Below are 26,026 nucleotides of genomic sequence, written 5' to 3'. Positions count from 1 at the left end.
TCTTAGGGAACCAGAGCCGGCATCGCGGGTTCGCATCGCGCCCGGCCTGCGCTAGACCATGCTCATGCCGCGTTCATTGAGTTGCTGTCATAGTGACGCAAAGTTCGGCTGACCGAGATCGGAACCCGCACCGCATGACGACGATGCAGACCGCCACGCCTGCCGCCCTGACCCGGGTGGTCGCCCTGCTTCCCCTGCTGGCCCTGACGGCCTGTGCCGGTTCGCAGCGTTTCACCGGCCCGATGATGAACCCGCCCTCATACGGCCAGCCCGCCCTGTCCTCGGCCCCGCCCGTCTCTTCGGCGCCGATCACGTCGGAGCCGCTGCCGCCGCCCGGTGGCTATCCGGCGGCATCCGCTCCCCCGCCAGGTGGAGGCCCCCTGCCCGCACCGCAGGACCCGTTCTTCGATCCCAGCGCCGGCGCCCCGCCGCAGGGCCAGCCTTTGCCGCCGACCGGCCAGCCCGAGCAGGCGCCCGGCCTGCGCGGCAGCAACAATCAGGTCGCGGGCCTCGGCCCCAGCGCCACGGCGCCGCGCCCGGCCGCAGGACGCGACAGCATGGTCGGCGGCTGGACGGCACGCGAGGCGACCGGCGGCTCCTGCCGCGTTCAGCTTTCGAGCACGCCGACGCTGGATCTCTATCGCGCCAGCTCGTCGGGCTGCGCCAACAAGGATCTACAGAGAATCTCGGCGTGGGATTATCGCGACGGCGAGGTCTATCTCTACCAGCAGGGCGGCACCGTGGCGGCACGGCTGCGTGCCGGCAGCGGCAGCGCCCTCGACGGCGCCGTGACCAAATCCGGTGCGGCGCTGTCGCTCAATAGGTAAGACGCGGTCGCAAATCGAGAAGCGCAGGCGCGGCCGCTAACCCCGCTCTGCGCTTCGAGCACCGCCTGAACTCACGCGCCGAACGCGCGGGCGAGCAGCGTCGCCGGCCAGAAATTCTTCTGGATCGACAGGGCGATCGTCGCGAAGCCTGCCGCATTGTCCAGCGCTTCGTCGAGGATCGTGAAAGGCGTCGGGCCTGCGGTGGTGATCACGCCTTCGACATCGGCATAGCCGCCGACGAGATCCGCCTCGAACTTGGCCGCGAGCCGACGCATGGCGACATTCTCCGGCAGGCAGGTCATGTAGAGCGTGCGGATGCCGCGGTTGCGCGATGCCGTGATCAGGCGCCCGAACAGCTTCGTGCCGAGGCCGCGACGGCGCCAGCCGCTCTCGACGCTGAAAGCGGCCTCCCCCGTCTGCGCCACGATATCGTCGAGGCCGCGCAATTCGGCGGCGCCGCGCACGATGCCGTCCTCGACATAGGCATAGACGAGGCCGCCCACGCCGAAGGTCGTCGCCGCATAGTTCTCGAGGAAGGCGTCATTGACCGCCGTGCCGAAGCGCTGTTGACGGGTCACCGGATCGAGCCGGAGCAGGTGCTCCCGCAGCAGATCGCGCTCGGTCGGCCATAGCCGTCGGATCACGCCAGCGCCGGCCTTGGTGCCAGCGAGTTTCGAACGAACCAATTGTCTTCTCCTGAACAGCGCAAACCGCGCGCTACCGACCAGGAGGCGTATCTTCCCTAAGACGTCTCAGATTGTGCATGATTCAGGCGATTGCAAGACAGTCTATCTGCGGCATTTTCGCCGTAGCGAACCAGGAATCGCACCTGAACAGCTTGGTTTCATGCACAAGAAGCATGGCGATTGGGCATTATGAGCTTGAGGGTGGCTCGAAAAAAAGCACTACAACCCCGCCAAACGTCGTGCGATAATTTCGCCAAGACCCCGATGACGGCGCGTCCGGCATGAGCTAAGTTGCGTGCTCCCGGTCACTCATACTTGAAGCTCCATGTTCGATCGTCGCAAGCCTCCTGCTGCCCAGCCCTTCGTCACGCACGAAAATATCGAAGCCAAGGTCAAGTGGTTCGACCCCGAGAAGGGGTTCGGTTTTGCATCGCCCGCCGATGGGTCGGGCGATGTCTTCCTGCATGTCTCCGCGATCGGCCCGCTCGATCAGCAGGATCTGCTGCCAGGCGCCACCATCGTCGCCGATCTCGGTGAAGGTCGCCGCGGCCTGCAGGTCGTTGCGGTTCACGAGATCGACGCCTCCACCGCAACCCAGACGACACCGGCTCCCCGCGCTTTCTCGCCCCGCCCGCCCCGTGATGATTTCGGTGGCGGCGGCTATGGCGATCGGGATCGCGGCGGCTTCGGCGGCGGCGATCGTGGCGGCTATGGCGGCGGTGATCGCGGCGGCTTCGGCGGCGGTGACCGCGGCCCTCGCGGCGGCGGCTTCCAGGATCGCGACAGCGGTCCGGTCGAAGGCCCCTTCGATGGCGCCGTGAAGTTCTTTAACTCGGATCGTGGCTTCGGCTTCATCGCTCCGGACAAGGGCGGCCCGGACGTGTTCCTGCATGTCTCGTCGCTGAGCCGCAGCGGCCTGCAGGCGCCGATCGACGGGCAGCGCGTGCGCTTCTCGGTCCGCGCCGGCCGCAAGGGCCCGGAAGCCGCGAACGTCAGCTTCATCTGACGGCTTCCATCGCCTCGAAAGATTGAAGGCCCGCCATTGGCGGGCCTTTTCTTTTGGTCGGGCCTGTGAGGTTTCGAAGCGAGCCGGCTAAGCGGCGCGCCCGGGCAACCCTTTATCAGTGGCTGTGATCGTCGCCTTCGAGGCCGCCGATATGCTTCTGGGTGTAGAGTTCGAGGCCGATGCGTCCGATCAGGTCGAGCTGAGTCTCGAGGAAGTCGATATGGCCTTCCTCATCCTTCATCAGCGCCTTGAACAAATCCTCGGACGGGTAATCACCCACTTCGCGGCAGTAACGGGCGGCTTCCTGATAGAGCGAGCGCGCTTCGACCTCGGCCTTGAGGTCGCATTCGATCACTTCCTTGACGTTCTCGCCGATGCGCAGCTGGTCGAGCGTCTGCAGGTTCGGGAAGCCGTCGAGGAAGAGGATGCGGTCGACGAAACGGTCGGCATGGACCATCTCCTCGATCGATTCCTTCTTCCAGGTCTTGGCCATTTCCTTCAGCCCCCAATTGTCGAGCATCCGGTAATGCAGCCAGTACTGGTTGATGGCGGTGAGCTCCGAGCGCAGCCCCTTGTTGAGATATTCGATGACCTTCTTGTCGCCCTTCATGGCGGAGCACCCCGATGCACTACATTAGAATGATCCTAATGTATTCACGCCGGACCCGAAAGGGAAGAGCGAAAACGCCGTCCCACCAATGAATGAGCGAATGGAGCGGACCGGCGCCTCAGGCAGCCGCCGCCACGTCCTCTGCGAACTCGATGCCTTCGAGCATGCGCTCGACCGTGACATGCACGGCGCACTCGATCTCGCGGCTGGCGCAGCTGTTGCACTGCGTCGCGCAGGCGGCCCGCGCCTCGGCCAGGATAGTGCGAACTTCGCGCGCGCAACGTCCGCAGTTCGGGCTGCAGCCGAGGCAGTCGTAAGCCTCGCCAGCCGTACGCGGCCCACTGCCGTCAGGAGCGATGGTGCCCTTGATCTGCCGGCAGGAGATAACGTTGCAGGAGCAGACGATCACGCGTGATGGCCTACCACGCGCTTGGTCTCGATCTCCTCGCCATCGGCGCGGCGCAGCCGCACGATGACTTCGACCGAGGAGATCAGCATGCCTTCCGGCGCTTCCGGCAGGCCCGAGACGTGGATGGTCGAGCCGGGGATGTCGGTGACCGTCTCGTCGTCCTCGTTGTAGAAATGGTGATGCTCCGACACGTTGGTGTCGAAGAAGGTCTTGGGCCCGGAGACCGAGACCTGCCGCAGCAGGCCGGCTTCGGAGAACTGGCGCAGCGTGTTGTAGACGGTGGCAAGCGACAGCGGCTCGCGCGCGCGGATCGCCTCCTCATAGAGCATTTCCGCGCTGACATGGCGGTCGCCCTTGGCGAAGAGCAGCCAGCCCAGCGCCATGCGCTGGCGCGTCGGGCGCAGACCGGCCGAGCGCAGACGGGCCTTCACGGCGCTGATCGGACACGAGGCCGGGTTTTTCTGCGGCCACGGAATGTGGTCGCCCGCCACCGGCTTGTGATCCTGATCCTTGTTCGTCAGAACGCTCATCGATAACGCCTTCCACTACGCCGGTCGCCCCGGCCACGTAGTTTAGAAAACATCTAAACTACTGATATTACTGCTATATTTGGCAAGATCGATGTCAGTTGTCAATCGTTCCGACTGCGGCATCCGGCAGCGGCCCACAGCCGGCCGATCACGAAATCGCGGTCACGCCACCTCGGGGCCTCCCAAGAGAAAGCCGGCCCCGCCACGCTCAGTGCCGCGTCAGTGCCCGCCGCCGGCTCCGGCGGCCGCCGCCTTGGGTGGCTTGCGCAGGAAGACGGACAGCACGACCAGGCTCGCGAAGATCACCGTCAGGCCGAGGAAGACGTCGCCGAACGCCATGATCAGGGCCTGCTTGTGGACGCGCTGGTTGATCAGCGCCAAAGCCATCTTCTCGGCGGCATCGCCATAGTCGCCGAAGCGCTGGATGGTGTTGGCGAGCGCCTCCTCGGCCACCTGCCGCCCGGACACGACCATCTCGTGAAGCCGCATGATGTGCAGGTCGGTGCGGGTGTTCAGCAAGGTGTTGATGACGGCGAGCCCCACCGCGCCGCCGAGATTGCGCGTCAGGTTGTAGAGGCCCGAGGCGTTCTTGAGCTGCTGCGGCGGCAACGACCCCAGAGCGACGTTGTTGATAGGCACCATGCACAGCATCAGCGAGCAGCCGCGCAGGATCTGCGGCACGAGGAGCTCGTGGAAATCCCAGTCGGCCGTGATGAACGAGGCCCACCAGGTGCCCACCGCGAAGCCGCCGAAGCCGATCATCATCATGATGCGCGGATCGAGCTTGGCCGAGAGCCGCCCCGCGATCGGAGCGGTCAGGAACATGGACAGGCCCGTGACGAACATCGTCTCGCCGATCATCAGCGCGTCGTAGCCGCGCACGCGCCCGAGATAGACCGGATAGAGATATGTCAGGCCGTAGAGGCCGATGCCCATGCAGAAGGAGAACAGCGAGCCGAAGGCGAAGTTGCGGTTCCTGAAGGCGTAGAGATCGACCAGCGGATCGTCGCGCGTCAGCGCCCGCCAGAAGAACAGCACCGCGCCGAAGACCATCACGACCGAGAAGAACACGATCTCGTGGCTCTGGAACCAGTCGAGTCGCGTCCCCTCCTCCAGCACATATTCGAGGCTGCCCAGGAAGGCCGCCATGCCGGCGAGGCCCAGCCAGTCGAAGCGCTTGATCAGGCTGTGGTCGGGCTTGTCGAAGTCGATCAGCGTCCAGGCCGCGATCGTCACGCCGATGCCGGGCACCACGTTGACGAGAAAAAGCCAGTGCCAGGAAAAGGCATGGCTGAGATAGCCGCCGATGGTCGGGCCGATCGTCGGCGCCAGCGTCGCGACGAGGCCGATCAGCGGCGAGACGATCGGGCGCTTGGCGGGCGGGAAGATGGTGAAGGCCGCGGCGAAGACGCCGGGAATCATGCCGCCGCCGATGAAGCCCTGCACGGCGCGCCACAGGATCATCTCGTTGATCGAGGTCGACTGCGCGCAGAGCACGCTGGAGATGGTGAAGCCCGCAGCGGCGATCGAGAAGAAGACGCGCGTCGACAGCGCCCGGCTGAGATAGCCGGAGAGCGGGATCATGATCACTTCCGCGATCAGATAGGCCGTCTGCACCCAGGCGATCTCATCGGCCGAGGCCGACAGGCCGGCCTGGATCTCAGCCAGCGAAGCCGAAACGATCTGGATATCGAGGATCGCCATGAACATGCCGAACACCATCGCCAGGAAGGCGAAGATGCGGCGCATCGGGATGGCGTCCGGGGCCGGCGGCGCTCCCGCCGGCGCGTTCATGGTCGCGGTGGCCATGACGGCCTCCTGGAGATGGGCTCAGCGCTGGCTGGCGGGGCGCGGATCGATCGACACCACGACCGACATGCCCGGCCGCAGCACATGCTTGCCGGTCGATTCCTTGTCGAGCGCGATACGCACCGGCACGCGCTGCACGATCTTGGTGAAGTTGCCGGTCGCGTTGTCGGGCGGCAGCAGCGTGAAGACCGAGCCCGTGCCGCCAGCGATGCCGCTGACCGTGCCGTGGAAGACCTGCCCCGGCAGGGCATCGATCGTGATGCTCGCCTTGTCGCCCACCTTCAGCGGCCCGACCTGCGTCTCCTTGAAGTTCGCGTCGACATAGACCTGGTCGAGCGGCACGATCGACATCAGCCGCTTGCCGGCGCTGACGAGGTCGCCGAGCTGGAGATTGGTGTTGGCGACGACGCCGTCGATCGGCGCGGCGATCTTGGTGAAGGAGAGATCGCGCTCCGCCTTCTGCTCGGCGACCTTGAGTTCGTCGATCTGGCGGGCCGCTTCCACGCGCTGCGCCTCGAGCACCTTGATGTTGGCCTGCGCCTGCATGACGCCGGCCTTCGCGCTCGCCAGCGAGGCGATCGCCTGGTCGCGCCCGGCCGTCGCCGCGTCGAGGGTGGCCTGCGAGCCATAGGACTTGGCGGCGAGGCTGTTGGCGCGCTCGAAATCGGCGGCCGTGCGGGTCACCGCCGCCTCGGTGGAATTCTGCTGCGCCTGCGCCTGCACCAGCGCCGCGCGCCCGGCTTCGATCTGGCTGTCGATGCGGGCGAGGGTCGCCTGCGCCGTCGCGGTCTTGGCGCGGGCGCTTTCCAGCGCGATGCGCCAGTCGCCATCGTCGAGCGCGGCGAGGGGCTGGCCGGCCTTGACCTGCTGGTTCTGCACCACCGAGACGGTCGCGATATTCGCCGCGAGTTTGGCCGACACCGTCGCCATCTCGGCGCCGACATAGGCGTCGTCGGTCGAGATGATAAAGCGGCCATTGCGCCACCAGTCGATGCCGTACCACAGGCCGGCGCCGAGAGCTGCGACCGCTGCGACGGTCAGGAGGCCGCGCTTCAGCGGGCTCTTCTTGGCCTTGGTATCGGCGGCCTCCGCGGCAGGCGGGGCTTCCTTGGCCTGCGGCTCGCGTGCCTCGCGGGCGGTGGCAGGGTCGGCTGGCTGGGCGGTTTCGGCCTTGGCGTCGACCAGCTTCAGCCGGTCGCGGCGCAGTTCTGATGCGGTTTCAGCAGACATCGTGCGTCCTGCATGTCAATTCGAACCACCTGGTTCGATTGCGCTTGAAATAGCGCGGGCGATAATGCATATCAAGTCAAATCGAACCGGTTGGTTCGATTCTTTTTTCGCAGTTGCCATGCAGTGTCCGCAGGGCGGGCCAGGAAGTGATGTCAGAAACCTCTGAAGCCACGGTGAAGACGGGCCCGCGCAATCGCCGGATTGCGGGCGCCGATCCGGACAAGCACCGCCAGATTCTCGACGGCGCGTTGCAGATCTTCACCTCGCGCGGCTTCGACGCCGCCAGCATGAACGACATCGCCGCGGCGGCCAATGTTTCGAAGGGCACGCTCTATGTCTACTTCGAGGACAAGGAGCACCTCTTCGTCGCGCTGATCCAGCGCGAGCGCGAGGCGCAGAAGCGCGGCGCCATCGAGGCCCTGAACGAAGATTCCGACCCGGTGCGCGCGCTGGGCAATTTCGGCCGCTGCATCGTGCGCATGATCAATGCCGAGCTGGCGGTCAGCGCGCATCGCGTCGTCATCGGCGTCGCCGAACGCATGCCCGATCTCGGCCGGGAATTCTACGAGAACGGGCCGATGCTCGGCTCCCGGCTCATCGCACGCTATCTCGACCGCATGGTCGCCGAGGGCAAGCTCGCGATCGACGACACCTATCTCGCAGCCGTCCAGTTCCTCGATCTCTGCCAGGCCACGCTGACGCGCCCGCGCCTGTTCAACGCGGTCCGCACTCCGCCGAGCGACGAGGAGATCCGGCGCGTCGTCGCCTCGGCGATCGAGATGTTCATGGCGCGCTACGCCACCAAGCCGCAGGGCTGACGCCAAACAGGCTTCAGGCAGCGACCTGCTTTGCGCGGATGCGCTCGCGATGAGCCGTGTAGAGGCCGGATCCCGCGATGATCACGGCGCCGACGAAGGTCCAGACATCTGGCAGCGTCGCGAACAGGAAGAAGCCGAACAGCGCCGCCCAGAACAGCTGGATGTAGGAGAACGGCGCCAGCAGCGACGCGCCGGCGAAGCGGAAGGCGATGATCACCAGCCAGTGCCCCGCCGTCGAGACCGCGCCGATGAACAGGCCGACCAGTGCGATCTCCCAGGTCGGCGTGACCCAGTGCAACGGCAGCAGCAGCGTCATCAGCAGCGCGCCGAAGACCGTCGAATAGGTCACCGTCGCGATCGGGCTCTCGGTGCCGCTCACCAGCCGGGTGATGATGAGCGAGAACGCCCAGCTCAGCGACGAGCAGACCGGCAGCAGCGACGCCGGCTGGAACCCCGCCCCGCCCGGCCTGACCACGATCAGCACCCCGATCAAGCCGATGATGGTCGCGAGCCAGCGCCGCCAGCCCACCTTTTCGCCGAGCAGCGGGATCGATAGCGCGGTGACGAACAGCGGCGCGACGAAGCTCGTCGCCGTCGCATCGGCGATCGGCAGAAACTTCAGCGACGAGACGAACAGGATCGACGAACCGATGATGCCGACGCCGCGCAGCAGATGCATGCCCGGGCGCTGAGTCCGCAGCGAAACGGAGCGGCCCTGCCAGGCGATGATGATCAGCAGGAAGAAAGCAGAAGTGATGTAGCGCAGCCAGACGATGTGCAGCGCCGGCACGCTCGCGGCGAGGTATTTCGACGCCGCATCGCCCGCCGACAGGAAGATCGTGGCGAGCAGCATGATGCCGATGCCGAGCAGGCCGTTGTCGCGCCGGAGCGAGGCAGCGGGTGTGGCAGGCACAGGCTCGGGTCCGGGAGAGAAGGGCTGCGGCAATGTCTTGGCGGGATTCTTATGATTACGACGCAGCCTAATCGTTTTGATCGGCATCCCGCTGCGCAAAGAAGGCAGGTTCTCCATGCACCGGAGGGCCTCTTGGCCCGGATGCCTCAAAAAGAAAAGGCGGGCACGAAGCCCGCCTTCCTCAAATGCCCGTCTAGCCCGTTCAGGCCGCCTGCTTGCGCGGCTGGATCAGCTTGCGGTTGACCAGTACCTCGGCGATCTGGATCGCGTTGAGTGCCGCGCCCTTGCGCAGATTGTCGGAGACGCACCAGAAGGCGAGCCCGTTCTCGACCGTCGAATCCTCGCGGATGCGCGAGATGTAGGTCGCGTCCTCGCCGGCCGCCTCGTGCGGGGTGATGTAGCCACCCGGCTCGTGCTTGTCGATCACGAGGATGCCCGGCGCCGTGCGCAGCACTTCGCGCGCCTCGTCGGCGGTGATCGGCTTCTCGCACTCGATATTGACCGACTCGGAATGGCCGATGAAGACCGGCACGCGCACGCAGGTCGCGGTCAGCTTGATCTTCGGGTCGAGGATCTTCTTGGTTTCGACCATCATCTTCCACTCTTCCTTGGTGAAGCCGTCCTCCATGAAGACGTCGATCTGAGGAATGAGGTTGAAGGAGATGCGCTTGGGAAACTTCTTGGTCTCGACTTCGCCGGCCGAGAAAACGGCGCGGGTCTGGTTGAAGAGCTCGTCCATGCCTTCCTTGCCGGCGCCGGAGACCGACTGATAGGTCGACACGACGACGCGCTTCACGCCGAAGCGATCATGCAGCGGCTTCAGCGCCACGACGAGCTGCGCGGTCGAGCAGTTGGGATTGGCGATGATGTTCATCTTGGTGAAGCCGGCAGCAGCCGCGGCGTTCACCTCCGGCACGATCAGCGGCACGTCGGGATGCGTGCGCCAGGCCGAGGAGTTGTCGATGACGACGGCGCCCTGCGCGCCGATCTTCGGCGACCAGACCTTTGACACCTCGCCGCCGGCCGACATCAGGCAGATATCGGTGTCGGAGAAATCGTAGTGCTCGAGCGCCTTGCACTTCAGCGTCCTGTCGCCGAAGGAAACCTCGGTGCCGATCGAACGGGACGATGCCAGCGCCACGACCTCGCCGACCGGGAAGGCGCGCTCTGCGAGAATGTCCAGCATCTCGCGGCCCACATTGCCGGTTGCACCGACCACTGCGACCTTGAAGCTCATGATGTGATCCTTTGCGGATGAAAGCGGTTCGCGTCTCCCTTTGGGGCCGCCCCGCCCAGTCCTCGGGCGGGTTCGGCAATCTGCCCCCGCCGGGGGGAGATGGACCCGGAACCGAGGCGAAGCGTCAGCGCGACGTACCGGCTTTCCCGGTCGTCGTTTTGGTCGTGAGTTTCGTCGTCGTCTGACGGACAGTCACAGAGCCAATCCCGAAGGGCTGAAAACTTCGCTCGCGGCGCATCGCTGCACCACGGCCCTGTCAGAACACCCGCCGCGCGAAAAAGTCAATCTCCCCCTGACGATCCGGCAAGCGCCGGCCATTAACCCTGCTCGTTGACCGAACGTTCATGCTGCCGACCGATCGGCACCGGCCGGTAACCGCCCGGCGACTCTTCGCGGCCAGCCTGCACCCCGAACGAAGGGCGAGCCGCCATGACGCGGTAGGGGAATGGTGGTTTGCGTTTGCATTGGGTCGATGCGGTGTCGAGGTTGCAGGCAGGGCTCGATCGGCTCAGGCCGTGGCTCGGCCGTGCCGTTGCCATCGGCCGCAGCATCGCCGCGCGCCTCGCCGGGATCGACGCCGTACCACTCCTCATCGGCTGTGCCGACCGCATCGAAGCCGGCTTCCACTGGACCCTGCGGCTCGGCCGTCATCTCCTGCCGCGCCGCGGCCTCGGCCTGACCGGAGCCCTCGCCTGGCGCTGCGCGGCAGCGCTGGGCGGAATCGGCATGACCGCCATCCTGGTCACCGGCCTTTCGGCCAAGGACGAGGATCAGCCGAGGCTCGCCGGCCTTGCCCTTCCTTCCGCAAATCCCATGGCTCAGGGTGCAGCAACCCCACGCCGGCCGCGCCAATCTGCCACTGCGGAGGATTGGGTCGCGATCCCCCGCCCCATGGCGATGTTCAGCCTGGAGGCTTCAGAACTCGGCCGGGAAGCCCCGTCTCTCGAAACCCGACGCAGCCAGGACGGCAGCCGGCGTGAGGATCTTCTGAGCTTCGGCAGCTTTGCCGAGCCGAAAGCGCATCTCGTTCTGCGCCTCGCCACCGGAGAGGGCGCCGCCGCCGGCAGCCGCTCCTTCATGGTTGCGCTGGTGCATGACACCGCTCAGCGTGGACACGCCATCGAACGCAGCAGCGCTCCCATCCCGACCGAGACCCGGTTCGGCCCATTGGAAACAGCCGATGTCGTCCTGGGCGAAGGCGCGGAAAGCCGCTCCTGCGTCGCCTTCCGCACGCCGCCGGGCGAAGCGACCTTCGCGATGAGCGGCTGGTGGTGCGCGGCGTCCAAGCCGAGCGATCGCCGGCAGCTGACCTGCCTCATCGACCGGCTCGATCTTGCCAATGCCGGGGCCGATCAGGAGTTGCGCACCGTCTTTGCCAGCAGCGAGCTCAAGCGCCAGCCGGGTTGCGCCCCGCCACGTCTCTCGGCCAGTGGCCGGAAAACCTCCTGGCTCGACGTCGATGGCAACCTGCCGGCCCTGCGGATGAAGACCGCCAGCGCCGAGCCTCCGCGCGTCGCTAGCGAGACCCGCAGGAATCGCGACAGACCAGCTCGCCGCCAGCCCTGAGGCTCCGCGAAACTCATCGGCGCTAACAAAGTTGTTAACGACAGCGCGCTACTCTTTGCGCCGGATTATGGATGCTTACATCGAGTGGGTGCATCCACTCCCGGAGATCGCCGCCATGACGCCGTTCAAGCGTGTTGCCACTGCCCTCACCATCGCTCTGGCGGCATCGACCGTCATGGCCACCATCGCCGAAGCCCAAAGCCGGCGCGGGCCCCTGCGCGTCACCATCCAGAAGCGCAGCTACTTCGACGCCGGCAACGTCGTTCCCGTCGGCTCGCTGAACCGCTACGCCAACCAGCACAGCTATGCCTCGCCGGTTTATGCGAGCACCGGCGAGCTCTACGGCGAAGGCACCCTGCCCGGCCGCATCGGCGCCGGCGTCAACCCGTTCGCCAATACCTTCGCGACACCGCGCTTCTGAGCCAGCGTCATCCCGTGCGTGCTGCGGCGCGCACGGGATGACGCATGTCGTTCAGGGCAACGCCTTGAGATAACGCACCGGCCGCCCCGGCGCGGCCGCGTTCGCGGCATGCACGATCGCATTCGCGTCGATGCCGAAATGCCGGTAGAGATCGGCAACCGTGCCGGTCTGGCCGAAATGCTCGACGCCGAGCGCCTTCTGCCTGTGGCCATGGACGCTGCCGAGCCAGGCCAGGGTCGCCGGATGCCCGTCCAGCACCGAGACGATGCCGCAATCGCGTGACAATTCGCCGAGCAGCCGCTCGATATGGCTCGTCGCCGCAGCGTTGCCGCGCTGGCGCGCCCGCTCCGCCGCCTGCCAGCCGGCATTGAGCCGATCGGCCGAGGTGATGGCGAGCAGGCCGACATCGCGCCGGTCCTCGCTGAGCAGCCCGACGGCCTCGATCGCCTCCGCCGCGACGGCGCCGGTATAAGCGACGACGACCGAGGCGTTCGGCCCCGGCTTTCTCAGCCAATAGGCGCCGTCGATGATATCTAGCTCCAGCTCCGGCGTCATCTTGCGCTGCGGCTGCTCGACCTGTCGGGTCGAAAGGCGCAGATAGACCGAACCGCCGGTCTCGTCGCGCAGCCAGGTCCGCTCGTCCGGATCGCCCTCGCCGTCGCGCTGCATGTAGTCGAAGGACCAGCGCATCATCACCGCGAGCTCGTCGACGAAGGCCGGCTCGAAGGCGCAGAGCCCGTCCTGGCTCATGCCGATCAGCGGCGTCGCGATCGACTGGTGCGCGCCGCCCTCCGGCGCCAGCGTCACGCCGGACGGGGTCGCAACGACCATGAAGCGCGCGTCCTGGTAGCAGGCATAGTTCAGCGCATCGAGCCCACGCGAGATGAAGGGATCGTAGAGTGTGCCGATCGGGATCAGCCGCTCGCCAAAGATCGAATGCGAGAGGCCGAGCGCCGAGAGATTGATGAACAGGTTCATCTCGGCGATGCCGAGCTCGACATGCTGCCCCTGCGGCGAGAATTCCCACTTCTGCATCGAGGGAATGCGCTCGTCCTTGAAGGTGTCGGCCATCGACGCCTTGGCGAAGAGCCCGCGCCGGTTCACCCACGGCCCGAGATTGGTCGAGACGGTGACGTCCGGCGCCGTCGTGACGATGCGGTCGGCCAGCGGCCCGCCCGCCTTGGCGAGTTCGTCCAGCACCTTGCCGAAGCCCATCTGTGTGGACATCGTTGCCTGGATGCCGGCCGGCAGCGTCGCCGGGACCGGCAGCTTGGCGGCGGAGAGGCGCCGGCGGCCCTGCGAGAAGAACGGCACCTTGTCGAGGAAGGCCCGGACCTCGCTCTCGGGCAGATCCAGCCCCTCGAACAGATCCCACTCATGGCCGGGGCGAACGCCGTTCGCCTTGCGGAAACCGTCGAGCTGCTCCTTGGTCATCAGCCCGGCATGGTTGTCCTTATGCCCGGCCAGCGGCAGGCCGAAGCCCTTCACGGTATAGGCGAGGAAGCAGACCGGCCGGTCATGGTCGATGCCCTCGAAGGCCTCGAGGATCGACGGCAGGTCGTGGCCGCCGAGATTGCACATCAGCTTGGAAAGCTCGGCGTCGGAACGCTTCTCGATCAGCTTCGTCACCGGGCCCTGGTCGCCGAGATCGTCCATCAGCCGCTTGCGCCAGGCTGCACCACCCTGGAAGGTCAGGGCCGAATAGAGCTGGTTCGGGCAGGTATCGATCCAGGCCTTCAGCCGATCGCCGCCCTTCTCCTTGAACGCCGCCTGCTGCAGCGAGCCGTATTTCAGCGTCACGACATCCCAGCCGAAATTGCGGAACATCGTCTTGAAGCGGTCGTAGAGCCCCTCGCGGATGACGGCATCGAGCGACTGGCGGTTATAGTCGATGACCCACCAAGTATTGCGCAGGCCGTGCTTCCAGCCCTCCATCAGGGCTTCGAAGATGTTGCCCTCGTCGAGCTCGGCATCGCCGATCAGCGAGACCATGCGGCCTTCTGGCCGATCCTTCGCCCAGCCATGCGCCTTCACATAGTCCTGGGTCAGCGAGGAGAACAGCGTCTGCGCGACGCCAAGGCCCACTGACCCCGTCGAGAAATCGACGTCGTCGATGTCCTTGGTGCGGGAGGGATAGCTCTGCGCGCCCTTGTAGCCGCGGAAATTCTCGAGCTTCTCGCGCGTCTGCAGGCCCATCAGGTAGTTGATGGCGTGGAAGATCGGCGAGGCATGCGGCTTCACCGCCACCCGGTCCTGCGGCTTCAACGCGGCCATGTAGAGAGCGGTCATGATGGTGGCGAGAGAGGCCGAGGAGGCCTGATGGCCGCCGACCTTCATGCCATCGTCGCTCGCGCGGATATGATTGGCGTTATGGATCGTCCACGACGCCAGCCAGAGAATCTTCTTCTCCAACTCGGCAAGAAACGGCAGGCGCGGATCGTTGGTTGTCATTGTTTTGGCCCGAACTCCCAGTGCAGCCGATCATGCACGGAAGCTCTGGCAGGACGAACCAAATTTCAGTGTGGAGCCAGCCTTCTTTGGCGCCTTCCACCACGATAGCCCGAGGAACCGCCGGAAATCACCAAAACGAGTGCCCGGCCGGCGGCCTGGAAGCGGCTACTTGTCGATCTGCGCGATGCGGTCGAGCGCCGCGGCGAAGCCGGTCAGCGTGACGTTGAAGGAAACCGGCTCGTTGTTCCCCAGGTTGAGCGCCGCCACCGTCAGCGCCTTGCCGGACTTCATCGCGTCGGTCGCGACCGTCGGGAAGGAGATCGGCAGCAGGCAGCCCTGTGCCATGCAGGTCGAGAAGCGCAGGCCCTGCCCGAGATCCTTGTCGTCGAGCCGCAGGACCGCGCCGCTCTCGAGCTTCATGCCGAACGGAAACAGGATCGTGCCCTCGGCCCGCCCGTCCTTCGGTGTGCGTAGCTCGATGGCGAAGACGCGCTGCCCGGTCTGGCTGTTGCCCTGCGATTGCAGCAGGACGCAGAGGCGCTGGCCATTGGCAATCCGGCAATCGACGGTCCAGTCGCCATAGGTCTCGTTGATCGCGGTGGCGCCGTTCGGCAGCGTGGCGGCCTGTGTGGCAGGCTGGCTGATGGCCGGAGCGGACGGCTGAGCCTGCGCGACCGGCTGGGCCGGTTTCGCCGGCGGCTTGGCAGCCGGACGCGGAGCGGCGGGACGCTGCGGCGCGGCGGGCGCAGCAGGGGCTGCCTGGGGAGCAGGCTCCTCCTGGGCCCTCAGCACGGGCGCAGCGGCGAGAGAGCCGATCATGAGGGCGGCGGCAAGCGAGACGGTCTGGAGATGATGGCGATGCATGTCGGTACGTTCGGCTGAAGATGTCGGCAGCGGTATTGCAGAAACTCTTCGAGAGAGAAAGGCGAAATCGCGCACGGCCTTCAATAAAGCGACGTCTATCTCTCGACATCCAAGCAAGTTTTACATTTTAACGAATTGAATGTGGAATATATCTGCAACGAATACGGCGCGCGGAGCTTCTGCGCCGCGCCCACGCCCCCTGCCTCTAGGCTTCGCAGAGCACGGCATGGACGCCCTGCGGCTGGCGGGCGCGGCGGATCGCATCGCGCACCTCCGGACGTTGAAGGCGCCGGGCGACGCAGGCCAGCGCATTGAGATGCTGCCCCTGCGCGGCATCGGGCGTGAGGATCAGGCAGACGATATCGACCGGTTCGCCATCGACCGCTTCGAAATCCACTGGCTTGGCCAGGCAGGCGAGCAGGCCGATCGGCGCGGACAGGCCGGCGACGGGAGCATGGGGCATGGCGATGCCGCCACCGATTCCGGTCGACCCCAGGGCTTCTCGGCGCTTCAGGGCGGAGCCGATGACCTCGCTCGCCGTGCCGGTGAGCCCGGCCGCATGCTGCGAGAGGCGATCCAGGCACTGCTCCTTCGTTGAGACCTTGAGCCCGGTCAGGATGGCACCGGGCGTGATCAGATCGGACATCTTCATCGCCGTCAGTCGCTCTCGCGCAATCGGTAGCCGACGCCCGGCTCGGTCGTGATGTAGTGCGGCTGCTCGGGAACCGGCTCGATCTTCTGGCGCAGCTGCCGGATATAGACGCGCAGATACTGCACGTCCTCGTTGCCGCCCCAGACCTCCTTCAGCAGATGCCGATGGGTCAGGACCTTGCCGGCATGCTGCACCAGCGCCCGCAGGATGTCGTATTCCTTGGGCGAGAGCTTCACCTCGGCGCCGCCGACCTGCACGATCCGGCGCACCAGATCGACCGAGAGTTCGCCCGTGCGGAAGATCGGCTTCTCGCCCTGCTGGTGCAGCTTGTGGCGCAATGCCACGCGCAGCCGCGCCGCCAGCTCGCGCATGCCGAACGGCTTGGTGACGTAATCGTCGGCCCCCGCTTCCAGCGCCTGGACGATGCCCGCCTCGTCGGTGCGGCTCGACAGAATGACGACGGGCAGCGTACGCCCCTCGCCGCGCCAGAGACGCAGCAACTCCTGGCCGGTCATGTCCGGCAGGCCGAGATCGAGCAGCACCAGATCGGGTGCCTCGGCATTGATCCGTGCGATCGCGTCCTTGGCGTTGACGGCCTCGCTGATCGTATAGCCCTCGGTCCCCAGCCCAACGCGCAGCAGCTTGCGGATCGGCGGCTCGTCGTCGACGACGAGCACCCGGACGGCCATCGTGGTCATGGCAATACCTTCATTTGGTGAGCCTCGGGTGGGATCGGCATGCGGATCGTGAACACCGCGCCCTGCCGGTCCCTGCGGTTGGCCGCGGTGATCGTCCCGCCCATCGCCTCGACGAAGCCGCGGCAGATCGCGAGGCCAAGCCCGGTGCCGGCGCGGACCTGATCGCCCTTGCCGACGCGGTAGAAGCTGTCGAAGATCCGTTCGAGATCGGCCGGCGGGAGGCCCGGCCCTTCATCGAGAATATCCAGCACCACCACCTCGCCTTCCGAGCGGGCGCGGACCCCGATCGTCGTGCCGTCCGGCGCGTATTTGGCCGCGTTGTCGATCAGATTGAACAGGACCTGGTCGAACAGCACGGGGTCGAGCCGCAGCATCGGCAGGTTCGGCGCCAGGGACAGGTCGATGCTGTGCCCGCGCGTAATCTTGCCGGCGCGCCGCAGCGCCGCGCCGACGACGTCACCGACATCGAGCAGGGCATAATTCGGCTCCATCGCGCCGGCCTCGATCCGCGTCATGTCGAGCAGGTTGGCGATGAAGCGGTTGAGTCGCTCGGCCTCCTCGACCACCGTGCCCAGCAGCTCGGAGCGGTCTCCTTCGGGAATGGCCTTGCCGTAGTCGCGCAGCGTGCCGGCTGCGCCCATGATCCCGGCGAGCGGTGTCTTGAGATCATGAGAGATCGAGGTCAGCAGCGCCGAGCGCAAGCGGTCCGCCTCGGCAGCGAGCTTCGCCTTGTCGACGTCGGCAGCGAGCTGCACCCGCTCGATCGCGATCGCCGCCTGATCGGCCAGCGCGTCGAACAGGCGCTGCTGCTCGGTCGTCAGCAGCGCGCCTGGCTTGTCGCTGTCGAGCCCGATCACGCCGATGGCGCCCCGCCCGGTTCGCAGCGGCAGATAGAGCCGTTTTGCGCCGGGCAGCGTATCGGCGCCGCGCCCGGCCGGGCGATCATGCTCCCAGGCCCAGTGGGCGGCGGCGATGTCGGCATCGACCAGGCTGTCGTCGGGCGGATAGCCGGCCCTGACCGCGATGCTGTTGGCTTCCGGCAGCAGGATGACCACGCGCACGCGCAGCATCGCCGCGATCTGGTAGGCGCTCGCCCAGAGCACGTCGTCGAGCGTACCGGTCCCGGCGAGCTTGCGCGAGAACAGGTAGAGGTCTTCGGTCGTCCGCGCCCGCTGGCGTGCCGCCGCCGCCTGGCGCTGGACACGGGCGGTGAGATTGCTCGCGATCAGGGCGACCACCAGGAAGAAGGCGAAGGCGAGCACGCTTTCGGGGTCGCTGATGTTGAGGGTGTAGAGCGGCGGCAGGAAGAAGAAATTGAAGGCCAGCGCACCGATCACCGAGGTGAACAGCGCCGGCCACAACCCCGCCGTCACCGCCGAGGTCAGCACCGCCATCAGGAAGACGAGCGCGATATTGCGAACGTCGAGAAACAGGTTGAGCAATGTGCCGAGGCCGGCGGCCGCCGCGACGAAGACGATGCCCGCGAGATACGGCCCCGGCTCGATCCGGCGCTGGCCCGCGGATTTGGCGATCCGGACTTCCTCGGCACCCGCCTCCTGCCCCGGAATCACGTGGACGCTGATGTCGCCGGCGCCACGGATCAGCGCCTGCGCGACCGAGTCGAACAGGACCTCCCGCCAGCGCGAGACGCCCGGCGAGCCGATGACGATATGGCTGACATTCTTGGAGGTGGCATAGCGCAGCACCTCGTCAACGACGGTCTCCCCCGGCAGGATCACCGCCTCGCCGCCAAGCTGCTCCGTGAGCCGCATCGCAGCGGAGAGCCTGTCCTTCTCGGCTTCCGAGGGTCCGGCGCGGCCGGGCGCCTCGATATGCAGCGCGGTCCAGGATGCCTTCAGCTTCTCGGCGAGCCGCCGGGCATGGCGCACCAGCGAAGCGGCCCGCGTGCTGCCGTCGATGCAGACGATCAGCCGGTCGCCCGCCGCCCATGGTCCCGGAATCGCATGCGCCTGCATATGGCTGAGCAGCTGGTCGTCGACCCGCTGCGCCGTGCGCCGCAGCGCCAGCTCGCGCAGCGCCGTCAGGTTGCCCGGCGAGAAATAATTGGAGACGGCGCGCTTGGCGGTCTCCGGCAGATAGACCTTGCCCTCGTCGAGCCGCTTGATCAGGTCCTCAGGCGTGAGGTCGATGATCTCGATCGCATCGGCCCGGTCGATGATGGAATCCGGCACGGTTTCCCGCACGCGGATGCGGGTGATCTGCGCGACGACGTCGTTGAGGCTCTCGACATGCTGGATGTTGAGCGTGGTGTAGACGTCGATGCCGCGCTCGATCAGCTCGAGAACGTCGAGATAGCGTTTCGGATGGCGGCTGCCCGGCGCGTTGGTGTGAGCCAGTTCGTCGACGAGGACGAGCGCCGGCCGCCGCGCCAGAACCGCATCGAGGTCCATCTCCTCGACGCTCTGGCCGCGATAGGCGACCTCGACCCGCGGCACCACCTCATAACCCTCGATCAGCGCCTGCGTCTCGTGCCGGCCATGCGTCTCGACGATGCCGATGATGACGTCGACGCCCTCGGCGCGACGGGCCCGGCCGGCCAACAGCATCTCGTAGGTCTTGCCGACGCCGGGCGCGGCACCGAGGAAGATCTTCAGCCGGCCACGCATCCCGCCGCGGACCTGCTCCAGCAGCGCATCCGGCGAAGGCCTTGGCGGCTCGGTACGAAGCTCGTCCGGCATGGGTAGACAAAAATCCTCAAAAGGCGCGGCGGCAGGATCGCTCCGGCCACCGCGCTCTTCCTTAGCGTTATTTCGCCGTGCCCGCATCGAGAGCGAGATTGAGCTTCAGCACGTTGACCACCGGCTCGCCCAGGATGCCGAACTGCCGCCCCTCGACATGGGCCGCGACGAGGCTGCGCAGATCGGCCTCGCCGACCCCCCGCGCCTTGGCGACACGCGGCACCTGGAAGTAAGCCGCCTCCGGCGAGACATGCGGATCGAGCCCGCTGGCCGATGTCGTCACCAAATCCATCGGCACGGCGGCTTTCGGGTTCTCCTCCTTCAGCGTCGCGACATCGCCCTTGATGCGTTCGGTCAGCTTCGGATTGGTCGGGCCGAGATTGGAGCCGCCGGAGCTCGTGGCGTTATAGCCGTCACCAGCTGCCGAGGGCCGGCCGTGGAAATAACGTGCATCAGCGAAGGACTGGCCGATCAGCTCGGAGCCGATCACCTTGCCGTCCTTCTCGATCAGGCTGCCTGCCGCCTGGCGCGGGAACAGTACCTGGGCGAGCCCGGTCATCGCCAGCGGATAGGCGAGGCCGGTGATGGCGGTGAGTGTGACGATCATCACGATCGCGGGGCGGATATGCTTCAGCATGGCTGGAATCCTTCAGATCAGGCCGATGGCCGTGACGGCCATGTCGATCGCCTTGATGCCGATGAACGGCACGATGATGCCGCCGAGGCCGTAGACGAGCAGGTTGCGCGAGAGCAGCGCGCCAGCGCCGACAGGCCGGTACTTCACGCCGCGCAGCGCCAGCGGGATCAGGGCGACGATGATCAGCGCGTTGAAGATGATGGCGGAGAGGATCGCGCTCTGCGGCGTGGCGAGCTGCATGAAGTTGAGCGCGCCGAGCTGCGGATAGAAGGCGATGAACATCGCTGGGATGATGGCGAAATACTTCGCGATGTCGTTGGCGATCGAGAAGGTCGTCAGCGCGCCGCGCGTCATCAGGAGCTGCTTGCCGATCTCGACGATCTCGATGAGCTTCGTCGGATCGCTGTCGAGATCGACCATGTTGCCGGCCTCGCGCGCCGCCACCGTGCCGGTGTTCATGGCGACGCCGACATCGGCCTGGGCGAGCGCGGGCGCGTCGTTGGTGCCGTCGCCGCACATCGCGACGAGCTTGCCCTTGGCCTGTTCCTCGCGGATCAGCGAGAGTTTGTTCTCGGGCGTGGCCTGCGCGAGGAAATCGTCGACGCCGGCTTCGGCCGCGATGGCCGCGGCGGTCATCGGGTTGTCGCCGGTGATCATCACCGTGCGGATGCCCATGCGGCGGAGTTCCGCGAAGCGCTCGCGGATACCGCCCTTGACGATGTCCTTGAGCTGGATGACGCCGAGCAGCCTGCCGTCGCGAGCGACCGCGAGCGGCGTACCGCCGGCCTTGGCGATCTCCTCCGCAAATGCCTGCACCTCGCGCACCGCCTCGGAATCGCCGCCGGTGCCCGCGGCGCGGACATGGTTCAGGACCGCATCGACCGCGCCCTTGCGGATGCTGGAGCCGTCATGGTCGACGCCGCTCATCCGGCTCTGCGCGGTGAAGGGCACGAAGCTGGCGTGCAGCGCCACGAGATCGCGCGCCCGGATCCCATGCGCTTCCTTGGCGAGCACGACGATCGAACGCCCTTCCGGCGTCTCGTCGGCGAGCGAGGCGAGCTGGGCTGCATCGGCCAGCTCATGCTCGCTGACGCCCCGAACCGGTTTGAACGCAGTCGCCTGGCGGTTGCCGAGCGTGATCGTGCCGGTCTTGTCGAGCAGCAGCGTATCGACGTCGCCAGCCGCCTCGACGGCGCGGCCGGACATGGCGAGCACGTTGAAGCGCACCAGCCGGTCCATGCCGGCGATGCCGATCGCGGAAAGCAGCGCGCCGATCGTCGTGGGGATCAGCGTCACGAACAGCGCGACCAGGACGATCACGGGAATGGCGCCGCCGGCATAGCTGGCGAAGCTCGGGATCGTCGCGGTGGCCAGAACGAAGATCAGCGTCATGCCCGCGAGCAGGATGTTGAGCGCGATCTCGTTCGGCGTCTTCTGGCGCTCGGCACCTTCGACCAGAGCGATCATGCGGTCGATGAAGGTCGAGCCCGCCGTCGCGGTGATGCGTACGCGGATCCAGTCGGACAGCACCTGCGTGCCGCCGGTCACGGCCGAGCGGTCGCCGCCGGATTCGCGGATGACCGGGGCGGACTCACCCGTGATCGCCGCCTCGTTGACCGAGGCGATGCCCTCGATCACCTCGCCGTCGGAGGGGATGATGTCGCCAGCCTCGACCAGCACGACATCGTTGAGCTTGAGGCTCGGTCCCGGCACCAGCCTGTAGTTGCCGCGGTCGTTGCCGCTGAGCAGCTTGGCCTGCGTTTCCGCACGCGCCCGGCGCAGCGAATCCGCCTGCGCCTTGCCGCGCCCTTCGGCCACGGCTTCGGCGAAATTGGCGAACAGCACCGTGAACCAGAGCCAGAGCACGATCTGGAAGGAGAAGCCGAGATGGGCCGCTCCGGCGAGCCAGTCGCGCAGGAGCAGGATCGTGGTCAGCGCCGAGACGACGGCGACGACGAACATCACCGGGTTCTTGGCGAGGCTGCGCGGGTCGAGCTTGAGGAAGGCGCCGCCGAGCGCCGGAACGAGGATGCGGGCGTCGAGGATGCTGCCGGATCTGGAATGGCTCATGACGAAAGCTCCGTCGTGGCGTGCGCGGGACCCAAGACGGGTCAGACCGCGGCGAGAAGAAGGGAGAGGGTGTGGAAGACGATGGCGATCAGCAGAACCGCGATCGTCGCTCCACAGATGAGGGTGGAGGGGCGTGGCCCGGTATCGGTGCGCATGGACCGTTCCTCAGAAGCTCTGGCCGGCCAGCATCGCCAGGTGCTCGACGATCGGGCCGAGCGCGAGCGCCGGGAAGAAGGTCAGGCCGCCGACGATGACGATCACGCCGATGAGCAGGCCGATGAAGAGCGGCCCATGGGTCGGGAAGGTTCCGGCCGATTCCGGCACGGTCTTCTTGGCCGCGATCGAGCCCGCCAGCGCCAGCGCCGGGATGATGACGAGGAAGCGCCCCATCAGCATGGCGATGCCGATCGTCAGGTTGTACCAGACCGTGTTGCCGGTGAGCCCGCCGAAGGCCGAGCCGTTGTTGGCCGCCGCCGAGGTGTAGGCATAGAGCACCTCGGAGAAGCCGTGCGGTCCGGGATTCGCGATCGAGGCGACGGCGTCCGGCAGCACGACGGCGACGGCGGTGAAACCGAGCATCGCGAGCGGCAGGCACAGCACGGCGAGCATCGCCATCTTGACCTCCTTCGCCTCGATCTTCTTGCCGAGATATTCCGGCGTACGTCCGACCATCAGGCCGGCGACGAAGACGGCGATGACGACGAAGAGGATGATGCCGTAGAAGCCGGCGCCGACGCCGCCGATGATGATCTCGCCGAGCATCATGTTGATCAGCGGGATCAGCCCGCCGAGCGGCATCAGGCTGTCATGCATCGCATTGACGGCGCCGCAGGAGGCAGCCGTGGTGACGACCGCGAACAGCGCCGAGAGGGTGATGCCGAAGCGCGCCTCCTTGCCTTCCATGTTGCCGCCGTCGAGGCCGAGCGCCTGGACGAGCGGGTTGCCCGAGGCCTCGGCCCAGTAGCAGACGACGACGCCGGCGACGAAGAGCAGGCCCATCACGGTGAAGATCGCCCAGCCCTGCTTCTCGTTGCCGACCATGCGGCCGAAGACGTTGGTCAGGCCGGCGCCGATCGCGAAGATCGCGACCATATGGATCAGGTTGGTGAATGCGGTCGGGTTCTCGAAGGGATGCGCCGCATTGGCGTTGAAGAAGCCGCCGCCATTGGTGCCGAGATGCTTGATCATCATCTGAGAGGCGACCGGCCCCTGCGCGATCGTCTGCTGCGCGCCTTCGAGCGTCGTCGCGACGGTGTAGGGGCTGAGGTTCTGCGGCACGCCCTGCCAGACGAGGACGAGCGTCCCGATCATGCACAGAGGCAGGAGGATATAGAGCGTCGAGCGGACGAGATCGGCCCAGAAATTGCCGAGGGTCCGGGTCGAGCGGCGCGCGAAGGCGCGGATCACCGCGACCGCGATCGCGATGCCCGTCGCCGCCGAGACGAAATTCTGCACCGCGAGCCCGGCCATCTGGGTGAAGTACGACATCGCGCTTTCGCCGGCGTAGTTCTGCCAGTTGGTGTTAGCGACGAAGCTCGCGGCCGTGTTGAAGGCGAGGTCCGCCGGCACCGCGCCGATCCCCGCCGGGTTCAACGGCAGGACGTCCTGCACACGCTGCATGGCGTAGAGCACGAGGAAGCCCGCCAGGTTGAACAGCAGCATCGCCGCGACGTAGCCGGTCCAGTGCTGCTCCTCGTCCTCATGCGTACCCGCGGAGGTGTAGAGCAGCCGCTCGACCGGCTTCAGGACAGGCGACAGCAGCGTGCGTTCGCCGGCGAAGACGCGAGTCATGTAGCCGCCGATGGGCCGCGCAAGCGCAACGACGATCCCGCAGAAGAGCAGGATCTGGATCCATCCGTTAAGTGTCATGGATGAGGTTCCGAATGTGAGAGGCAAACCGTCGTCAGAACCGCTCGGGGCGGATCAGCGCGTAGGTGAGGTAGGCGAGCAGGAACAGCGTCACTGCCCCGCCGAGGACATGGTCCAGAAGCATCTCCGCCTCCCGTTAGAGCGCGTCGCAGGCGGCGACATAGGCGAAGGAGAGCCCGAAGAAGACGAGCCCGATGGCGAGTGCGATGGTGTCCATCATCAGAAAACCCCGAAAATCGCGGCCGCCGACCGAGCGTCGGCGGGGAGCGCCGATGCCATTGCGATGGGATCGGCGGTTCGGGGCGAATATCGCGCTGCGGCCATAGCCGTTCGAGACGGGGGCGGTCGCGGGGAAATAAAGAACTTATAGGAATTTCCGCACGCCCAAGCCGCGCCTATGATCGGCGCCGCAGCAGCCACGAGGCGCCGGTCCTGCCGAAAACGCAGGGAAGCCCGTCGCGGCGTCGCTTGTGACCCGCCCTCGCGCCGTGTCAGAAGCTGGCGCGAATTTGGGCAGACCGGCCCATGCAGGAGGAGCCTTCCCATGAGCAACAGCAAGGACGTCTGGCGTCTGATCGACGACAAGGCCCCGGCCTATTTTGGGCTCTCCGACCGCATCTGGCACATGCCCGAGCTGAACTACCAGGAGGTCCGCTCGGCCGCCGAGCATCGTGCCATGCTGGAAAGCGAGGGCTTCCGCGTCACGACCGGTGTCGCGGGCATTCCGACCGCGGTCATCGGTGAGGCCGGCGAGGGCGGTCCGGTCATCGCCATCATGGGCGAATACGACGCGCTGCCGGGGCTGAGCCAGGAAGCCGGCGTCGCCAGCGAAGCCCCGGTCGAGAAGAACGGCAACGGCCATGGCTGCGGCCACAACATGCTGGGCTCGGCATCGCTGCTCGCCGCCGCCGCGGTGAAGGACTATCTCGCAGCCAACGGCATAAAGGGCCGCGTGCGCTATTATGGCTGCCCGGCGGAAGAAGGCGGCTCGGCCAAGGGCTTCATGGTCCGCGCCGGCGCGTTCGACGATGTCGACATCGCGCTGTGCTGGCACCCGGCCTCGTTCAACGGCGTCAACCGGCCCTTCTCGCTCGCCTGCGTCGAGATCGAGTTCACCTTCAGCGGCCGCGCCTCGCATGCCGCCGCGGCGCCGCATCTCGGCCGCTCGGCGCTCGACGCCGTCGAGCTGATGCATATCGGCGTCAACTACATGCGCGAACACATGCCTTCGACGGCGCGCGTGCACTACGCCATCATCGACAGCGGCGGCATCGCGCCCAACGTGGTCCAGGCCCGGGCGACCACACGCCAGTTGATCCGCGCCGCCACGCTCGCCGAGATGTGGGACCTCGTCGCCCGCGTGAAGAAGATCGCCGAGGGTGCGGCGCTGATGAGCGAGACCACGGTCGTCGCCAAGCAGCTATCGGGCGACGCCAACCTCATCGGCAACGGTCCGCTCGAGGAAACGATGCATGCCAACCTGCAGGCATTGGGCGGCCCGGGCTTCGATGCCGCCGACCATGCCTTCGCCGCGCAGTTCCAGAAGACGCTGAGCGCCGAGGACATCGCCGCCGCCTACGCCCGCTTCGGCATGAAGCCGAAAGCCGGCGAGGCGCTGAGCGACGAGATCTACCCGCTCGGCGCCGGAAGCGACACCTCGGTCGGCTCGACCGATGTCGGCACGGTGAGCTGGGTCGTCCCGACCGTGCAGTGCCGCACCGCCTGCTACGCCGTCGGCACGCCCGGCCATTCCTGGCAGCTCGTGGCGCAGGGCCTCGCTCCTGCCGCGCATAAGGGTCTCGCGCTCGCCGCCAAGGCCATGGCCGGCGTCGCCTCGGACGTGCTGGGCGATCCCGCTCTGCTCGAGGCGGCGAAGGACGAGTTCGCGGCCTTCCGCGCCAGGAACCCCTTCGCCAACCCGATCACCGACGATGTCGAGCCGCCGCTCGACATGGCCGCGCATTGAGCCTTTCGCGGCGGAGCGCGCACCGAGCCGAAGGCCGATCGAAGGCCATTGCCGGCGC

Annotated in this window: 23 protein-coding genes; 6 read left to right on the top strand and 17 right to left on the bottom strand. The window is 66.7% G+C overall.

From position 1 onward, the window contains the following. The first annotated feature begins 134 nt into the window (after positions 1-134). A complete protein-coding gene (locus tag AC2FAN_RS21090; protein WP_442864840.1) occupies positions 135-827 on the top strand; it encodes an AprI/Inh family metalloprotease inhibitor in 693 nt (230 codons plus the stop codon). Between the two features lie 71 nt (positions 828-898). On the opposite strand, the gene AC2FAN_RS21085 is transcribed toward AC2FAN_RS21090, so the two are convergent. Further along, a complete protein-coding gene (locus AC2FAN_RS21085) occupies positions 899-1,513 on the bottom strand; it encodes a GNAT family N-acetyltransferase (RefSeq protein WP_485176175.1) in 615 nt (204 codons plus the stop codon). 325 nt (positions 1,514-1,838) lie between these two features. Between AC2FAN_RS21085 and AC2FAN_RS21080 the strand changes: the two genes are divergently transcribed. After that, positions 1,839-2,519, top strand: coding sequence for a cold-shock protein (locus AC2FAN_RS21080; protein ID WP_485176174.1), 681 nt, complete (start codon positions 1,839-1,841; stop codon positions 2,517-2,519). Between the two features lie 115 nt (positions 2,520-2,634). On the opposite strand, the gene bfr is transcribed toward AC2FAN_RS21080, so the two are convergent. The 5 genes from bfr to AC2FAN_RS21055 all read right to left on the bottom strand — a co-directional run bounded on the left by bfr (position 2,635) and on the right by AC2FAN_RS21055 (position 7,107). Beyond that, complete coding sequence (bfr, locus tag AC2FAN_RS21075; protein ID WP_265050270.1) at positions 2,635-3,129, bottom strand: bacterioferritin; 495 nt, start codon at positions 3,127-3,129, stop codon at positions 2,635-2,637. A 118-nt stretch (positions 3,130-3,247) separates the two neighbouring features. Further along, positions 3,248-3,538 (bottom strand): (2Fe-2S)-binding protein, encoded by a 291-nt coding sequence (locus tag AC2FAN_RS21070; protein ID WP_265050271.1) that lies wholly within the window; start codon positions 3,536-3,538, stop codon positions 3,248-3,250. After that, the gene (gene irrA, locus AC2FAN_RS21065) at positions 3,535-4,068 is read right to left on the bottom strand and encodes an iron response transcriptional regulator IrrA (protein WP_265050272.1); all 534 of its coding nucleotides are present in this window, start codon (positions 4,066-4,068) and stop codon (positions 3,535-3,537) included. Before irrA ends, AC2FAN_RS21070 begins: the two co-directional genes overlap by 4 nt. Before the next feature lie 219 nt (positions 4,069-4,287). After that, positions 4,288-5,877, bottom strand: coding sequence for a DHA2 family efflux MFS transporter permease subunit (locus AC2FAN_RS21060; RefSeq protein WP_485176172.1), 1,590 nt, complete (start codon positions 5,875-5,877; stop codon positions 4,288-4,290). A gap of 21 nt (positions 5,878-5,898) precedes the next feature. Further along, positions 5,899-7,107: an HlyD family secretion protein gene (locus AC2FAN_RS21055; RefSeq protein WP_485176170.1), complete on the bottom strand. Its 1,209-nt coding sequence runs from the start codon at positions 7,105-7,107 to the stop codon at positions 5,899-5,901. A 149-nt stretch (positions 7,108-7,256) separates the two neighbouring features. Between AC2FAN_RS21055 and AC2FAN_RS21050 the strand changes: the two genes are divergently transcribed. Further along, positions 7,257-7,925 carry a TetR/AcrR family transcriptional regulator gene (locus AC2FAN_RS21050; protein ID WP_485176169.1) on the top strand — a complete coding sequence of 223 codons (669 nt, stop codon included), beginning with the start codon at positions 7,257-7,259 and terminating at the stop codon, positions 7,923-7,925. Between the two features lie 13 nt (positions 7,926-7,938). Here the strand turns inward: AC2FAN_RS21050 and AC2FAN_RS21045 are convergent, their stop codons facing one another. Together AC2FAN_RS21045 and AC2FAN_RS21040 are read right to left on the bottom strand one after the other, a co-directional pair. Then, positions 7,939-8,838: a DMT family transporter gene (locus AC2FAN_RS21045; RefSeq protein WP_485176168.1), complete on the bottom strand. Its 900-nt coding sequence runs from the start codon at positions 8,836-8,838 to the stop codon at positions 7,939-7,941. A gap of 202 nt (positions 8,839-9,040) precedes the next feature. Further along, entirely contained in the window at positions 9,041-10,075 is a 1,035-nt protein-coding gene (locus AC2FAN_RS21040) for an aspartate-semialdehyde dehydrogenase (protein WP_265050276.1), read from the bottom strand. Between the two features lie 453 nt (positions 10,076-10,528). On the opposite strand from AC2FAN_RS21040, the gene AC2FAN_RS21035 reads away from it, so the two are divergent. Continuing rightward, a complete protein-coding gene (locus AC2FAN_RS21035; protein WP_485176167.1) occupies positions 10,529-11,641 on the top strand; it encodes a hypothetical protein in 1,113 nt (370 codons plus the stop codon). 115 nt (positions 11,642-11,756) lie between these two features. After that, positions 11,757-12,062, top strand: coding sequence for a hypothetical protein (locus AC2FAN_RS21030; RefSeq protein WP_485176166.1), 306 nt, complete (start codon positions 11,757-11,759; stop codon positions 12,060-12,062). Positions 12,063-12,113: 51 nt separating this feature from the next. Here AC2FAN_RS21030 and AC2FAN_RS21025 read toward each other — a convergent pair whose 3' ends face one another. From AC2FAN_RS21025 to AC2FAN_RS20985, 9 genes are all read right to left on the bottom strand, one after another. Next, entirely contained in the window at positions 12,114-14,513 is a 2,400-nt protein-coding gene (locus AC2FAN_RS21025; protein ID WP_485176165.1) for a transketolase-like TK C-terminal-containing protein, read from the bottom strand. 165 nt (positions 14,514-14,678) lie between these two features. Beyond that, positions 14,679-15,377: an invasion associated locus B family protein gene (locus AC2FAN_RS21020; protein ID WP_485176164.1), complete on the bottom strand. Its 699-nt coding sequence runs from the start codon at positions 15,375-15,377 to the stop codon at positions 14,679-14,681. Between the two features lie 205 nt (positions 15,378-15,582). Continuing rightward, the gene (locus tag AC2FAN_RS21015; RefSeq protein WP_485176163.1) at positions 15,583-16,023 is read right to left on the bottom strand and encodes a PTS sugar transporter subunit IIA; all 441 of its coding nucleotides are present in this window, start codon (positions 16,021-16,023) and stop codon (positions 15,583-15,585) included. 11 nt (positions 16,024-16,034) lie between these two features. Then, a complete protein-coding gene (locus tag AC2FAN_RS21010) occupies positions 16,035-16,727 on the bottom strand; it encodes a response regulator transcription factor (protein ID WP_265050282.1) in 693 nt (230 codons plus the stop codon). Beyond that, positions 16,724-19,426 carry a sensor histidine kinase gene (locus AC2FAN_RS21005; RefSeq protein WP_265050283.1) on the bottom strand — a complete coding sequence of 901 codons (2,703 nt, stop codon included), beginning with the start codon at positions 19,424-19,426 and terminating at the stop codon, positions 16,724-16,726. Before AC2FAN_RS21005 ends, AC2FAN_RS21010 begins: the two co-directional genes overlap by 4 nt. 67 nt (positions 19,427-19,493) lie before the next feature. After that, a complete protein-coding gene (gene kdpC / locus AC2FAN_RS21000; protein WP_485176161.1) occupies positions 19,494-20,063 on the bottom strand; it encodes a potassium-transporting ATPase subunit KdpC in 570 nt (189 codons plus the stop codon). A gap of 12 nt (positions 20,064-20,075) precedes the next feature. Further along, on the bottom strand, positions 20,076-22,133 hold the full coding sequence (kdpB, locus tag AC2FAN_RS20995; protein ID WP_485176160.1) for a potassium-transporting ATPase subunit KdpB: 2,058 nt from the start codon (positions 22,131-22,133) through the stop codon (positions 20,076-20,078). Between the two features lie 165 nt (positions 22,134-22,298). Next, the gene (gene kdpA / locus AC2FAN_RS20990) at positions 22,299-24,002 is read right to left on the bottom strand and encodes a potassium-transporting ATPase subunit KdpA (protein WP_485176159.1); all 1,704 of its coding nucleotides are present in this window, start codon (positions 24,000-24,002) and stop codon (positions 22,299-22,301) included. A 34-nt stretch (positions 24,003-24,036) separates the two neighbouring features. Further along, entirely contained in the window at positions 24,037-24,126 is a 90-nt protein-coding gene (locus AC2FAN_RS20985; RefSeq protein ID WP_149132519.1) for a K(+)-transporting ATPase subunit F, read from the bottom strand. 420 nt (positions 24,127-24,546) lie between these two features. Between AC2FAN_RS20985 and AC2FAN_RS20980 the strand changes: the two genes are divergently transcribed. Then, on the top strand, positions 24,547-25,968 hold the full coding sequence (locus AC2FAN_RS20980; protein WP_485176158.1) for a M20 family metallopeptidase: 1,422 nt from the start codon (positions 24,547-24,549) through the stop codon (positions 25,966-25,968). The last annotated feature ends 58 nt before the right edge of the window (positions 25,969-26,026 follow it).

The organism is Allobosea sp. RIT-PG3_2 (genome assembly GCF_057321085.1).
Note: the sequence above shows the minus strand (reverse complement) of the source record. Positions and strands in the feature narration are given on the sequence as shown.